The organism is Haliovirga abyssi, assembly GCF_030295325.1.
Taxonomy (GTDB): Bacteria; Fusobacteriota; Fusobacteriia; order Fusobacteriales; family Haliovirgaceae; genus Haliovirga; species Haliovirga abyssi.
In genome coordinates this window covers 565,889-581,814 of record NZ_AP027059.1, presented here as the reverse complement: position 1 = coordinate 581,814, position 15,926 = coordinate 565,889, and the positions used below count along the sequence as shown (strand labels likewise).

The window sequence follows — 15,926 nt, the reverse complement described above, 5'->3', positions numbered from 1 at the left end:
AATTAATCACACTATATCTCCTTATAATCTTAACCAAAACTTTCTCACAAATTCAAATTTAATCTAAATCCTTTCGATGGCCTTTCAAAGTCATATTGCCTTTTCCACTCTTCTGGAAAACTCTCTCTTTTCACTTCAACAAATCCTAATTTTCTAAAAAGTTTCATCATACTTTCATTTACTGTAAGTCCAAAAACATAATCAAGTTTTTCTGATTTCGCCTTTTCTATTAAAGCTAAACATACTGATTTTGCTTTTTTCCCACCTTGATATCTTGGTAATGTTACTATTTTAGCAATTTCTCCTACATTTTCATAATAATTCAACTTTCCAGCTGCAACTATACTACTATCTATTTCATACACAATATAATCATCTACTGCATTTTCTATATTATCTTCTGTAATCGGTAATATATTATTTTTAGTCATTTCATTCTTTATTAACAAATATATTGAAGGTACATCTTCTATATCTGCAAATCTTATAATTTCATCATCGCCTTTACTAATTAAAGTCCCCGATATATCATAAGTTAATACCTCTTTATATATATTTCCAGTTTTCCCTTCTAATATGGAAAATTCTTTTATACCTTTTTCTATCAATTGTACACCATACGACATAATTTCTTTTATATTTTTATCAATAACACCGTTTGCTAAAATTTTCTTTGCATCCTTATATGTTAAAAATTGCATTCTATTACCATTTAAAATCACTCCATCAACTTCACTTATAAAAAAAACTGTGCTCGCTTTAAATGAAATTCCTAATTCCATTGCTACATCTTTTTCATCTAATTTCAAATATTTACCTCTAGCATTCATACCTATTGGTGCAATAATTGGAATTTTATTATTTTTTAATGCAAATTCAAAAGTCTCTATGTCAAATCCACTTACTTTTTTATATTCAGAAGTTTTTATATCTTTTGCAAATACCTCTGTCCCTATTGAAGGCATTGGATCCAAATTATTCTTTTTTAACATTGAAGATATTTCCAAAACTATCTCTGACATTTCATTCTTTAGCTCACTTATATTATATTTTTTAATCTTCTCACTATAGCCTATAACTAACATTACTTTTATATTAAAACTTTGCAAAATAATTATATCAGGGATAATATCCCTGATATAAACTTTACCTGTTACTACAAATATTAATATTTTATTTTTATATTTTTCTATGTAATGTATTAATTCCATAGTATCTAAAAGAGTTTTTATATTTTCCATAAAAAATCACTCCTAAACTTTTAGATCAAATTCCATTCCTATAAGCTCTTTATTTGCTTCAAGAATTGGATCAACCTCATTTTTTATAAAATCTTCTGTTTGTTTTTGTGCCATTCCTATAAAATTCTTAGGATCTAGTATATCTACCAATCTTTTTTTATCAATATTAAAATAATCATCTTTTAATATTCTCTCTATTAGATCATTTTCTTTTCCTTCTATCTTAACTTGTTTTGCAGCTTCCATAGAATGAACTCTTATTCTCTCATGTAATTCTTGTCTATCTCCACCTTTTTTCACACCTTCCATTATTATATATTCAGTAGCCATAAATGGAAGCTCTGCATTTATATGTTTTTCTATCATTTTTGGATATATTACTATTCCATCAAGTATATTAGCCCAAATTGTAAGTATTGAATCCACAGCTAAAAATGCTTGCGGGATTGACAATCTCTTATTTGCTGAATCATCTAAAGTTCTTTCAAACCATTGTGTTGATGCAGTAAAAGATAATCCTTCTACTAATGTCATTACAAATCTACTAAGAGAGGCTATTCTCTCACTTCTCATAGGATTCCTTTTGTATGCCATTGCGCTAGATCCAATTTGTTTCTTTTCAAATGGTTCTTCTACTTCTTTTAAATGTTGTAATAATCTTAAATCATTACTAAACTTATGTGCTGATTGTGCAATTTGAGATAAAAGAGCCAATGTTTGACTATCCACTTTCCTATCATATGTTTGACCAGATACACCAAATCTATTTTCAAATCCCATCTTTTCAGATACTTTTTTATCTAATTCTTTTACTTTTTCTTCATCGCCATTAAACAGTTCTAAAAAACTAGCTTGTGTTCCAGTTGTACCTTTTACTCCTCTAAATCTTAATGTTTTTTCTCTAAATTCAAGCTCTTCAAAATCAAGCATAATACTTTGTAACCATAAAGTTGCCCTTTTCCCAACTGTTGTAAGTTGTGCTGGTTGAAAATGTGTAAATCCAAGCGTTGGCATATCTTTATAATCTAACGCAACTTTTTTTAGATAATTCATTACATTAATCATTTTTTTCTTTACAATTTTTAATCCATCAGCTATTTGCACTAAATCTGTATTATCTCCAACGTAAGCACTAGTAGCACCTAAATGAATTATTCCACGAGCGTTTGGAACTTGCTCTCCAAATGCATGTACATGTGCCATTACATCATGACGCACCTCTTTCTCTCTTGCTCTTGCTACATCATAATTAATCTTCTTTTCATACTTTTTCATTTCACTTATTTGCTCATCTGTAATTTGTAATCCTAACTCTTTTTCTCCTTCTGCAAGTACAATCCATAATTTTCTCCATGTAGAAAATTTCTTGTCATGTGAAAAATTATAAAGCATCTCTTTTGAGCCATACCTCTCAACAAGAGGGTTTACATAAACTTTTGTCTCCAATTAAAAATCACCCTTTCTATTATTTATTTCTTTTTTTTATTGTAAATTATCAATTTTAATTATCCATTATCTTTTCAAATTCTATTACAAACTTCGTTCCTTCTCCATATTCACTCTCTATTTTTACTTTTGCATTATGATTATCTAATATTATTTTTGTGACAGCCATTCCGATTCCAGTTCCTTGCCCTTCTTCTTTTGTAGTAAAATATTGTTCAAACATTTTTTCTTTTATTTCATCACTCATTCCAATTCCATTATCAGATATTTCTAGTATTACACTATCATCTTTTTTATAATTTTTTATTATTATTTTTCCACCTTTTTTATTTTTTTCCAATATTGCATCTTTAGCATTTAATAATATATTTAATATTACCTGTATTATTTCTCCTGATTTTGCAAGTATCTGTAAATCTTTTTCAAATTCTGTCTCTATAACTACATTGCTTTTTTCAAAATCTTTTTTCAAAATTGCTATTGCTGATTTTATTGAATGATTCAAATCAATAACTTTTTTATCTCCTGTTCCTCTTACATAATCTAACATATTAACTATTATTTCTCTAGCTTGTTTAGTAGCTTTTTCTATTATTATTACACTTTCCTCTAACTCTTCTTTTGTTTCTACCTCTTTTATATCTTCCATATCCAATTTTAATAATTGGACATTTGTTAATATAGCTCCTAATGGATTTTTTATTTCATGTGTTATTTGCCCTGCCATTTCTCCAATTGTTGCTAATTTTTCACTTTTAATTAATTGTTTATCTTTTTCTCTTAATTTTTCTAAATTTTCAATAATTTTTTTATTTGCTTTCCTTATTTCTCCTGTTCGCCTTTCAACTTCTTCTTCTAAATTCTTTTTATATTTCTCTTCAATCTTTTTTAAATAATAATGATTTTTACTTTTACCAATTATAATAGTAATTCCAAATATAAAATATCCATAAATATTTATATAACTGTTAAAAATTACTAATATTTTTTGAAAACTTAATATATCTATAAAAATAGTCAAAATCCAAAGCATAAACCCTAAAATTGCAATTTGCATTTCAAAGTTTTTATCTTTCATCTTTAATAAAATAAAGCTATATATTCCTAAAATTAATATCAATAATATGTTCCAATTAGAAAATATCATTATCATAGTTTTTATATCTTTTACAAATATTAACAAACTTAATGTAACAATATTTAAAGACCATATTACAATCCTAATTATTTTATATTGTTTTATTTTGAAAAATTCAAACAGATAAATATCAATTCCCATCATTAATAATACAGGTACTATAAAATCTGTTTTAGAATAAAAATATGATGTTAGTGCACTTACATAATCTCTTTCAGGCAATCTAAGAAAACTTGTAATCATTAATAATAACATAATAATTGATAAATATAAATCAGATTTTTCTCTTTTGTCAACTAAAAATTCTATTATATATTTTATAAATAGAGCAAAAAATACCCCCATTAAAACAAAATATATCATATCTTTCAAGTTTATTCTAGATTTATAGTTAATAAGTTCATTATTAAAAAAATCAGTTTCATCTTCAATATATATTTTATCTGCTCTCAATCCATAATCATTTATCATATTATATACAACTATTTTTATAATATTTTTTTTCTTTATTAACTTTTTAGGTATAAGATAAGTTCTATCTATATTATAATAACTTCTATAATTATATTTAGAATAATATTTTGTTTTTGTTTCACCTATTTTTATATTATTAAAATAAACCTCATCTTCATCATCTATTTTACCTAAATTTATCACTTGATTTTCTAAAATCTCATTTTTAAATATTACCTCTTTTTCTAAAATAAGAGGTCTATTTTTTTTATCCACTACTGTAATTGGCACTCTATTTTTTTGACTCCAACTATCTTCACCTTCAAAATGATATTTCCAATTATTAGATATATCTATACTTGCAAAAATATTTGAACATATTAAAATCAAAAATAGAAATAATATTTTTTTCATATTCCACCCCTACACTACACTAATTTTAACTTAATAATAAATTTTGTAAATTCATCTTTTTTAGATTCTACTTTTATTTCGCCATCATGTTTATCGATTACATCTTTTACTATTGCAAGTCCTAACCCTGTTCCATATGCCTTTCCAAAAGTTTTAAATGGAATGAATATAGAATTTATTATATCATCTGGTATTCCTTTTCCACTATCTTTTATCTCTATTATACAATATTTGTCATCTTCTTTATGAAAATTCAACTCTATATTTTTATCTTCCGATTTAGATACTGCATCTTGTGCATTTCCTAAAATATTAGTTATTGCTTGCTTTAATCTTTCTATATCTACTTTTATTTTTATTCCTTCTAATTCATCACTAAAATTAGAAATAAAATTTACTTCTGAATCAATAATAATTTTTTCTTTTTCTTTTAAAATCTCTAAATAAATTTCTTTTACATCTGTTTCTTTTTGCTCTATATTTATTTCACCTCTTGCAAATTGAAGCATCTCTTTTAATTTATCCAAAACGTTTACTGATTGATTATAAATTATTTCTGCAAATCTCTTACCTTTCTCATCTAAACTTTCATTTGATTCTAATAATTTTGCAAATCCTAAAATTGGAGTCAAACTATTTTTGACATCATGTACTATTACACTTGTCATATTTCCTATTAATGCTAATTTTTCTTTTTGCAGTTTTTCCTCATTTAATTGTTTATTATTTCTTTCTAATTTTATCATATCAATATTTCTATTAATACAATGTAAAAACTCTTCTAATTCAAATGGTTTATATAAATAGTCATTAACTCCTAATCTTAAAGCTTTTATAGGAGTATCATCACTAGCAAACCCTGTCATTATAATTGATTTTATATTTGGTGATAATTTTTTTATCTCTGTTATTGTTTCTATTCCATCTATACCTGGCATTCTAACATCACTAATAACTATATCAAAATTTTCTTCATTTACTTTCTCTATGGCCTCATTTCCATTTGAAGCCTCTCCATAATTTAATTTTTCTCTTTTTAGAATTTTCCCTATTGTCCTTCTTAATAAGTCATCATCTTCAACAATTAATATTTTTATATTATCCATGATTTAGCCCCCATTTTTAAAAATTTAACTTTATTTTTTACAGCACAAAAAGTAAGGGAACACCCTTACTTTTTTTAATTTAATCTATCTGTTCTATATACTTTATAATCTATTTCAGGGAAAATATTATCTCTATATTCTATTTCTGCAAGCCAATTTTCATCAACTTTACCATTTCTAATATCAAAATATATTTTGTATAATCTATTTATATGATCTCTTATTTTCTTTTCTGCATACCCTACCATAGTTCCAGTAAACATTATAAATGGCCAACAAGATGTTTGAGACATCATTAATTCTCTTGCAGCTTGATTTAGAGCTCTAAGTAATATCCCTTCTGGATTTTCATATGTGTTTGCTAATTCTATCATTCTTTCTATTCCCTTATGTATATGTCTATAAATATGATGATTGCTTTCATCTACCCAAACATCATAATATCCATTAGCTCCCCAACTTGATTCTGCTGGTGTTACCACTTGGTTTTTTGGATATTCTTTTAAATATCCATATGGTGTTATTGGAGCACTTATACTTTGTTCTGCCATAGCTCTAAATATCCATTCTAAAAATATAGGTCCTTCATACCACCAATGACCGTATAATTCTGCATCATATGGCGACACAATTATAGGTTTCCTATCTTCCATAAATTGTGATAAATATTCTATCTGCTTTCCTCTATTTTCTACGAAATTATATGCGTGTTCCTTTGCTCTATTAGCCGCTTTTTCAGGATCATAAGGTTGTTTCTCTTTTCCTGTTTTGTCTGTAATTGCGTAATATTTTATTCCAATATTTCTTCTTACTCCATCTTCATGTAAATATGGCTTTATATACTCATATTCTAATTCATAGCCAGCATCTTTATGAAACTCTCTATAATTTCCATCGCCAGGATATCCAATTTCGGAACTCCATACTTGCTCTGATGATTCTATATCTCTACCAAATGCTGCTACTCCATTTTTAGTATACACAGGAGAATATACTCCATATGCAGGTTTAGGATCTCCAAATAATATTCCATGAGAATCTACAAAAAAGTATCTTATCCCATGTTTTTCCAAATATTTATCTTGTCCAGGATAATATGCGCACTCTGCTAGCCACATACCTTTTGGATCTTTATCAAAAAATCTTTTATAATCAATTTTAGCCATTTCTACTTGTGCATTTACTGCTTCTGGATAATCTTTCATTAAAGGCAAAAATCCATGAGTAGCTGTTACAGGTATAATTTCTAAATTTCCTATATCTTGAAATTTCTTAAATCCTTGTATTATATTTCTGTTATACTTCTCTTTAAAATAATATCTTGCTTTTTTATAATATTCTTCATTGTGTAGTGCTGTTTTTAAAAATTCAGGTTGAAATTGAACTCTTGTTACCTCTTTTTCTGTTAATTCTATTATTTTATCTAAATGTCTTAAATATCTATTTTGTAAAAGTTCATCAGCAAGCATATTTAGAAGTGTTCCAGACATTGTTAAAGTTATTTTCCATGGTATGTTATCATTTGTTAATTTTTCAAACATATCTAAAAGTGGTATATATGTTTCTGTTATAGCTTCATAAAGCCAATCTTCTTCCAAAAAATCATTGTATTCTGGATGTCTTACATACGGAAGATGTGCGTGTAATACCATTGCCAAATATCCTTTATTCATAATTACCCCCTATATTTATTTTAATTATATTCAAAATTAATACTACTATTATCAGCCAAATTATAACACATTGTTTTTATTAATTCAACTAATATTTAACGTTATTTCTTCCGCTTTTTTTCGCCTCATACATCTTTTTATCTGATTCACTTATTACATCCTTTATCGTTTTAAATTTATCATTATATTCTACAGCACCTATGCTTACTGTTATTCTTATATCTTCATGAACGAATTTTTCTAATTTTATTTTAGATTTCTCTATATTTTCTCTTATTCTATCTGCTACAATTACAGCTTCTTTTATTTCTGTTTCAGGCATTGCCACCAAAAATTCTTCTCCTCCATATCTAAATATAGAATCCACATCTCTAATAACTTTATCTATCTCTTTTGTAATAGCTTTCAAAACATAATCCCCTGTTAAATGTCCATATGAATCATTTATTCTTTTAAAATGATCTATATCAATCATTAATAGTGAAAATATTTTATTATATCTATTAGATTTTTTAAATAATTTTTTCAAATAAAAATTCATTGTACTTCTATTATTAACTCCTGTAAGAGGATCTGTAATTGATATTTCATATAATTTTGCACTTTTTAATGTTAATGCTATAATAGATGCAAATTCTTCTATTCTTTTTTCTTTATCTTCATTTTCATAATTATATATAATACTTAACATTGCTCCAGAAATATTTTCTGTAGAAAAAAAGTTATATACAAATCCCGTTTTTTCTAAATTAAAAGACATTACTGACCCATTAGATATATTACCTTCTAAAAATTTCCCTTCTTCTCTATTAAAAACAGTTTCATTTATAATTTTTCCCTCTTGGTCAATTTTACAACTTGCAGCTTGTTCATTTCCTTTTAATAAACTTACAAATCTAATCTCTTTTATATTACAATTATTATGCAAAATTTCATAAGATTTATATAATATTTCTTCAACTGTTTTTAACTTTATAAGACTTATTAAAAAATTATTTTCAATATCAAGTTCTTTGTTTACCTCAGAAATCTCTTTTGTCTTTTTATTAACCTCTTCTGTTATTATTTTTTCAATATTATCTCTCATATTTTTATAGTTTTTAACAATAGATAATAACCCTTCACCTTCTGTTTTTAAATAATTTTGATTCATATCTTCATATAATAAAATTTCCTTTATATCTTTTATAAGTTTAATATTAGCATTATTAATTATAATAACTACTAATATTATTAGTGCCAGCATTATTAGTGTTCGCATAATTAAGTCATATCTCATATTTTTTATATCTTTTTTCAAATCAAATATCACAAAATATCCGATTTCTTTTTTTAATATATTTTTTATTGAAACTTTTTTAAAAAAATACCATTCTCCTTCAATCTTTAATAATTCTCCTTTATTCCATTTATCCTTTAAATTTTTTTTATTATATTTTACATTTTTAGATATAGAAGAAACTATTTTTTTATTATTTATATCTTCTATTAATAAACCTACATTATATCTATTTGAAAACTCTTCTAATATGGAAGTTGATACTTTATAGTCAACTACAATTATATTATTTCTATCTAATGATAATATATAGTTTCTAACATAAAATTCATTATTAAATATAAAAAAACTTTTAACCACTCCAAAGTCATTCTTAAATTTCAAATTTTTTAAAAACTTATCATAATATTTTATTTTAGAATTAGTAAAAATATTTTTATAATTTTTATTATATACAGATATATAAATATCGTCTTTATAATATTTACTTTTTAAATATGACTCTAATCTATACCTGTTTATTTTTTGAATTCTAAATTTAAAACATTTGTATTTTCCAGCTTCTTTTGAAATTTTACTTTTTTCATTAAAATATATTCCATCTCTTATAAAATAAAAAAACCTTAAATCATCTTTTATATTTTTAGTTTTTTCACTATCACTTTTCAAATAATCATCCCATATTTTTTCAAAATAATGTGATTCTTCTATACTAATACTTTCTTGCATTGATTTTAAATGTAACATTAAAATAAGCATCATTCCTATAAATGATATGATAGATATAACTAATATAGTTCTATATTCATTTTTATATAAATGAAATTTCATTTTTATCCCCTCTTTCTCTCCGAAAGCAATAATATATTTCTTAATTCTTCTTTACTTCTAGATTTTATAAAATTTTCTAAAAAAATATCATTTGATATAATTTGTGCAATATTCATTAATACTTTTAAATGGAAGTTTCTTTCATCTTTTGTTCCTGCTAAAACGAATACAACATTTACCTTTTTTTTCTCTAATGAAAAATTTATTCCCTCTTTACACCTTACCACTAACATATTAAAATCTTTTTCTCCTGGTATTATTAAATGCGGTATTGCAATTCCTTCTTTTATGACAGTTGGGGATTCTTCCTCTCTTTTTATTAATAAATCCACCATTTTTTCTTCTGAAATTTTACATTTTTCCGCCATATCTTTTGCAACTATCTCAAAAAATGGTAACATTTCCATTTTCCCTTCAATATCTAAAACATCCATATTTTTTATTAACTTATCAAATCTATCCTCTATAATATTATCTCTTTCAAATAATATATCTTTTAATTCTGTATCTAAACTACTTGTTATCAATTCTTTTGAAGTTGTTCTTTTTACTATATACATTAATGCAGATTCACGTTTTGCTCTATCTTTTACATATACAAAATACCAAATAGCCGCTCCGCCCAAAACTAATAAAGATATAGCAATAGATTCTTGTCCCATCTCCATAATAACGTAAATATATGCTAAAATCCCTACTATTTGTAAATATGGATATAATTTTGTCTTTGATTTAGGTCTATAACTAGTCAAATTACTCTCTCTCATTATTATAACAGCTATATTTACAAATATAAATGATAATAACATAATTGTAGATGCTGCTTTTGCTAATGATTTTATATCTAAAAACAGAACAACTGATATAATAAATAACCCTGTAGATATTATAGCAATATATGGAGTCCCAAATTTTTTACTTATATTAGAAAAATATGGTGGTAATATACTATCTCTGCTCATTGCTATTGGAAATCTAGATGCTGCCATTATTCCTGCATTTCCAGTTGTTATAAATGCTAATAATGCTCCTACTGATAAAACAATTTCTCCAATATTTCCCATAAAATATTTAGAAGCTTCTGACAACGGAGCATAACTCTTAGCTAACTTTACTGGATCCATTATTCCTACAGTTATAGTAATACTAAGTATATATAAAATTGTAGCTGAAATAAATGCCCAAAACATTCCCAGTGGAATATTTCTAGTAGGATTTTTAACTTCTTCTGCTACACTAGTTATTTTAGTAATTCCTCCAAATGATATAAATACTAACCCAGCTGTAGATATTATATCAAAAAAATTTATTGCTCTATTAATTTTAAAATTATTAATTTCAACAATATTAACTCCTTTTACTATAAATATGAGTAAAATTAAGATCAACCAAAACACTAAAAAGACTTCTATTTTCCCTACAAATTTTACACTTAATAAATTTATAATTACAAATACTACTGCAAAACTAATAGCAATTAATCTCATTTGAAATTCATTTGTATTTGGATTAATAAGTTCATAAAAAGCTCCTATCCCTACAAATGCAAATGAAGTTTTTAAACTTATAAAAAACCAATTTGCAAATCCACCTATTGTACCTCCAAATACTCCTAAACTTCTATCTATAAAAAAATAATCTCCTCCAGCTTTTGGCATTGCTGTAGAAAGTTCTGCTTCACTAAATAGAGTTGGAATCATCATTATAGATGCTACTATATATGATGAAATCATCATAGGCCCAACTTCTCTATATGCTATACCAGGTAATACAAATAATCCAGAACTAATCATAGCTCCTAGTGCCATTGAATATATTCCCCAAAATCCTAATTCTTTTTTCAACATATTTATCACCTCTATTTAAATTAATACAAAATAACAACCTTCATACTAATATTATACTCCAAAACATCCATATTTCCTTTTTATATTATAGATGGATAAACTAAAATTACTTATAATATTCAGCACAAAGAAAGGAGAGCTCAAAGTATCACAAAGAAAAAATTATATAGTAATAGAATTCCATAACAATAAAAAAATAAGATACGCTTTAATCTAGTAGAGCATAAATATTTTTCTAAATTTTTGGTTTCTGAAAAATTTAGCTTTGAAAAATCTCATATTTCAAAAAAATGGCGTAGCTTATCTTCTGAATAAATTTATACTTTCATAAAATAGTGTGAAATAATTATAGGATTTAGCCACAGATAAATGCATATAATCATCCAACAATTTTTATTCATCAGTGTTAATCTTTGTTTATCCTGTGGTTTCAAATTTTTTTCTTTGTGAACCTCTGTGTCCTTTGCGTCTTTATGCTGAAATTCTTTCCATTACAAAAAATTTACACTATCCTTTTCTAACAAATAAAAAAAGCAGATATAATATCTGCTTTTTCTTAATCTTTTAATATATCCAATATTCTTTGTTGTGATAAATTTGCTTGAGCTGTTACCGCCAAGTTTGATTGTTCTAATATTTGAGATTTTGTATTATTTAGCATAGAAGCCAACATATCTGTATCTTCAATCCTAGAATTTGCAGCTACACTATTTTCATGAGCAACTCTTGTTCTTGCTACTTCACTTTGAAGCTTATTAACTTCACTTCCAAATTCACTTCTTTTATCTGTAACTTTTTGCAATGCCTCATCCAATTTTTTCAAAAATCCTTCTGAAAAAAGTGATTTTTTTTCTATTCCAAGATTATTACTTGAAAAATCTTCTACAACTTTTTTAGAATTAAATTCAGTAGAATTTGCAGTTGTATCTATATCCTCTAAAATTTGTTTTGCTTGTTCTTTTATTATATTTTTATCGCTATCACTTAATGTATCGTTATTATATTGTACTGCCAATTCTCTTAATTTATTCAAATTATCTGTTGTTTGCTCTAATGCAGAATCTCCAACTTGATAAAATGACATTTGCGTTTGATAATTTTTAATTTTTGCTGCAAATTCCTTTGATTGTGCTTCTAATTTTTTAGAAATCCCTAATCCTGCAGCATCATCTGAAGCACTATTTAATTTTTTACCACTTGATAGTTCCTTCATACTTTTGTCTTTGTCTGCTAAAATGTTATATAATGCTCCTCCATAAGCACCTGATATTTTCACCTTTCTCACCTCCTTGTAAAGAAAAAACACTCCTTCATTAATAGTATACTATTTTTTTTAGGTTTTTTCAACAGTTTTATTGTTTTTTATCTATTTTATTAAATATAATTCCTTTTTTAAAATAAGTATTTTTAAGCTGCTTCTCTTTTACTGTATTCTCAATATTATTTTTTGTATTATTTAATTTTTCGAAATATATTTTCCTATTTTCTTCTTCTATTACTATTATATCTTCTATTAATGATTTCACTTCATCTAATTGAGATTCTAATATCTTATTCTGTTTCTGCTCTTTTTCTATTTTATCTCTTAAAATTCTTTTATTAGTAACTAAATCTCCTAATATTTTATCATCATATTCAATATTTTCAGAAATATATTCTTGTTCTTTTTTTGTTGCTTCTTTCAATTTTAAATAAAGTTCTATAATTCTCATTAAAACACCTCATAACAGGGAACTAAAAAAAATAATAAGTCATCTATTTGAAAAATATGAATAGATCTACAAATTTTCCCAAACAATTTTGACAAATTCATTTTTTTATTGTACCTAAAATTATTTCTCCATAGTTTATCTTCTTGGCTTAACTCCGCCTGTTTTTTTTACTGCTTCCATCCAAGCTAATTTTAAATCCTCTAATAATTCCTGTACTTCTGTGATTTTGCTTATATCTTTTTTCATATTTGCAGTAACCAAAGTCCGAAGCATATAATCGTAAATACTATATAAATTTTTAGCTATATCTCCACCAGATTTCATATCTAAAGATATCATTAATTCTGTTACTATATCTTGTGTTTTTATCAAATATTTATTTGAATCTGATATATTCTTTTCTAATATTGCATTTTTAGAAAATTTACAAAATTTAATAGCTCCCTCATATAACATTAATATTAACTGTCCAGGCGTTGCTGTTTGTATTTGTGTATTTTTATACTTATCGTAAGGATTATTATTAAAAGCCATCTTTTTCCTCCTAATTTATTACATTATAAATCTTCCGATTAATTTACTATATCTTCCTGTATAATTATTATAATCAATTTCTTCTTGCATGTCTTTAATTTCTTTATATTTATCAAAATCAGCTATAATAAATATTAAAAATAAAATCCCACCTAAAATATCAAATATACTATACATTAATAATGATTTCATAAAAATCATTTTGAGATAAAATATTATCATATAAATTAACAACTGTAATATTGCTGTTATCCATATTACTTTATATTTATATATTGTTTCTTTTGCACTTACTATCCCTATTTTACCATATATTTTTATATCTAAAATAGGTGTGAAAAAAGATGATATAAATATAGGTAATCTATAAATTCCTACCATTAATACCATAATTGTTAAAAATACTGTTGACATCCTAGGATTTGGATATACCTGCGTAATTATTATCGGCAAACTTCCAAAAAACAATACTATTAAGAAGTCTATTAAAACTATAATAGAAAGTTCAAATAAATTTAATACAATTCTCGAAAAATATTTTGCACTTTCTATAAAATAATTTTTTATATTAACATTTACTTCTTTATTTTTATCATATAAGCCTAAAAAACCTCCTATAAAAAAAATTGTTAAAAAGTTCGCCCCTAAAAAAGTGAACTGATTTGATTTTAATGGTGAATTAATAATATTCACTATTAATACTAATCCTAAAACTGAAAATCTTTTAAAAATAAATTTTAATGCTCTATTATAATTTTCTTTCAATATTTCCTCCATTTTTATATAGTGTAAAATAATTGTAGGATTTCATCTTCAGATAAACAAAGATAATTATCCACCAATTTTTATTCATCAGTTTTAATCTATGTTTATCCCATGTTTTTAAAAAAATTTTTCTTTGTGTAACTTTGAGTTCTTCTTTCTTTGTGCTGAAATTATTTTTCCTACAAAAACTTTACACTATCAATTTTTATAACAAAATATAAGAACATTATTTTTAAACGTTCCTAAATATTTTTTATTGCATCTATCATCTTTAAAGCCCTATATGTTTCTTTTACATCATGAACCCTAAGAATAGATGCTCCTTTTAAACTTGCTGCTACTGCTAAAGCTACACTGCCTTCTATTCTTTCACCTATTGGTAGATCTAATATTTCACCTATCATTGATTTTCTAGAAGCTCCAATTAATATTGGCATTCCTAATGATTTAAACTCTTTTAATCTTTTAAATATCTCAAGATTATGTTTAACTGTTTTCCCAAATCCTATTCCAGGATCTACTATAATATTTTTATCTCTTATTCCAGAAATTTCTGCTATTTGAATACTTTTTCTTAATTCTTCTATTACATCAGCAACTACATCTTCATATTCTGGATTTTTTTGCATATTTTGCGGAGTCCCCTGCATATGCATTATTACTGCCAAAGCTTCATAATCAGATATCACTTCAGAAAGTTTTGGATCTCCCTTTAATCCTGTTATATCATTTATTATATGTACTCCTCTTTCTAACATCTCTTTCGCCACTTCCGATTTATATGTATCAATTGAAATAGGTAAATCTATCTCTTTTCTTAATTCTTCTACAACTGGAATCAACCTTTCTAATTCTTGCTCTGCAGTTACAGGAGTTGCTCCAGGTCTTGAAGATTCTGCTCCTATATCAATAATATCTGCACCATTCTTTTTCATTTCTATGGCTCTTTTTATTGCTAATTCTGGAGTTAAAAAATTCCCTCCATCTGAAAATGAATCTGGAGTTATATTTAAAATCCCCATAATATAAGTTTTTTCATTAAAATTAAAAGTGTAATCTCCTACTGTTACCTCTTCATAATTGCTATCATATTTTAACAAAGTATCTTTTAATTCTTCACTTAATTTAGAAAGTCCAAATTTTTTAGTTTTTAATCTATAATATAGTTTTTCATAATTTCTAATTGTACCTAATAATATTATATCTGTAGTTTTTACTGAAAAATTAAATACATCTTCTGAAATTATTGCCTCTACATTACAAGATAATGCTTCATAATTTAGGATATTTGCAGCTCGTGCATCTAAATTTTTAATTTCAATTGCTCTAAAAAGTGTCTTTTCTTGCAACCTTTTAATATTTTCAATTCCACTAACTACATCTTTAACCCTTTTTTTTGCATCCTTAAAATCATCAATTTCAATCACTCTGAACTTATTTCCACTCATCAGAAACACCTCCTAAGTTATTTTTAAGCTACTCCTAAA

Annotated in this window: 12 protein-coding genes; all 12 read right to left on the bottom strand. The window is 25.3% G+C overall.

The features are described 5' to 3' along the window. Positions 1–44: 44 nt before the first annotated feature. Positions 45–1,241, bottom strand: coding sequence for a GNAT family N-acetyltransferase (locus RDY08_RS02550; protein WP_307904858.1), 1,197 nt, complete (start codon positions 1,239–1,241; stop codon positions 45–47). A gap of 12 nt (positions 1,242–1,253) precedes the next feature. Then, positions 1,254–2,687 (bottom strand): adenylosuccinate lyase, encoded by a 1,434-nt coding sequence (purB, locus tag RDY08_RS02545; protein WP_307904857.1) that lies wholly within the window; start codon positions 2,685–2,687, stop codon positions 1,254–1,256. Between the two features lie 55 nt (positions 2,688–2,742). Further along, entirely contained in the window at positions 2,743–4,692 is a 1,950-nt protein-coding gene (locus RDY08_RS02540) for a sensor histidine kinase (protein WP_307904856.1), read from the bottom strand. A gap of 14 nt (positions 4,693–4,706) precedes the next feature. After that, on the bottom strand, positions 4,707–5,798 hold the full coding sequence (locus tag RDY08_RS02535) for an ATP-binding response regulator (RefSeq protein ID WP_307904855.1): 1,092 nt from the start codon (positions 5,796–5,798) through the stop codon (positions 4,707–4,709). Between the two features lie 74 nt (positions 5,799–5,872). Beyond that, positions 5,873–7,471 carry a glycoside hydrolase family 57 protein gene (locus RDY08_RS02530; protein WP_307904854.1) on the bottom strand — a complete coding sequence of 533 codons (1,599 nt, stop codon included), beginning with the start codon at positions 7,469–7,471 and terminating at the stop codon, positions 5,873–5,875. 88 nt (positions 7,472–7,559) lie between these two features. Continuing rightward, entirely contained in the window at positions 7,560–9,581 is a 2,022-nt protein-coding gene (locus tag RDY08_RS02525) for a GGDEF domain-containing protein (RefSeq protein WP_307904853.1), read from the bottom strand. A gap of 2 nt (positions 9,582–9,583) precedes the next feature. Continuing rightward, positions 9,584–11,428, bottom strand: a complete 1,845-nt coding sequence (locus RDY08_RS02520; protein WP_307904852.1) for an amino acid permease — start codon at positions 11,426–11,428, stop codon at positions 9,584–9,586. A gap of 556 nt (positions 11,429–11,984) precedes the next feature. Continuing rightward, positions 11,985–12,704 (bottom strand): flagellin, encoded by a 720-nt coding sequence (locus RDY08_RS02515; RefSeq protein WP_307904851.1) that lies wholly within the window; start codon positions 12,702–12,704, stop codon positions 11,985–11,987. Between the two features lie 76 nt (positions 12,705–12,780). Further along, positions 12,781–13,140, bottom strand: a complete 360-nt coding sequence (locus tag RDY08_RS02510) for a hypothetical protein (protein WP_307904850.1) — start codon at positions 13,138–13,140, stop codon at positions 12,781–12,783. Between the two features lie 135 nt (positions 13,141–13,275). Beyond that, the gene (gene fliS, locus RDY08_RS02505) at positions 13,276–13,674 is read right to left on the bottom strand and encodes a flagellar export chaperone FliS (protein WP_307904849.1); all 399 of its coding nucleotides are present in this window, start codon (positions 13,672–13,674) and stop codon (positions 13,276–13,278) included. 18 nt (positions 13,675–13,692) lie between these two features. After that, positions 13,693–14,439 (bottom strand): hypothetical protein, encoded by a 747-nt coding sequence (locus RDY08_RS02500; RefSeq protein WP_307904848.1) that lies wholly within the window; start codon positions 14,437–14,439, stop codon positions 13,693–13,695. Between the two features lie 242 nt (positions 14,440–14,681). Continuing rightward, positions 14,682–15,887, bottom strand: coding sequence for a dihydropteroate synthase (gene folP / locus RDY08_RS02495; RefSeq protein ID WP_307904847.1), 1,206 nt, complete (start codon positions 15,885–15,887; stop codon positions 14,682–14,684). Positions 15,888–15,926: the final 39 nt, after the last annotated feature.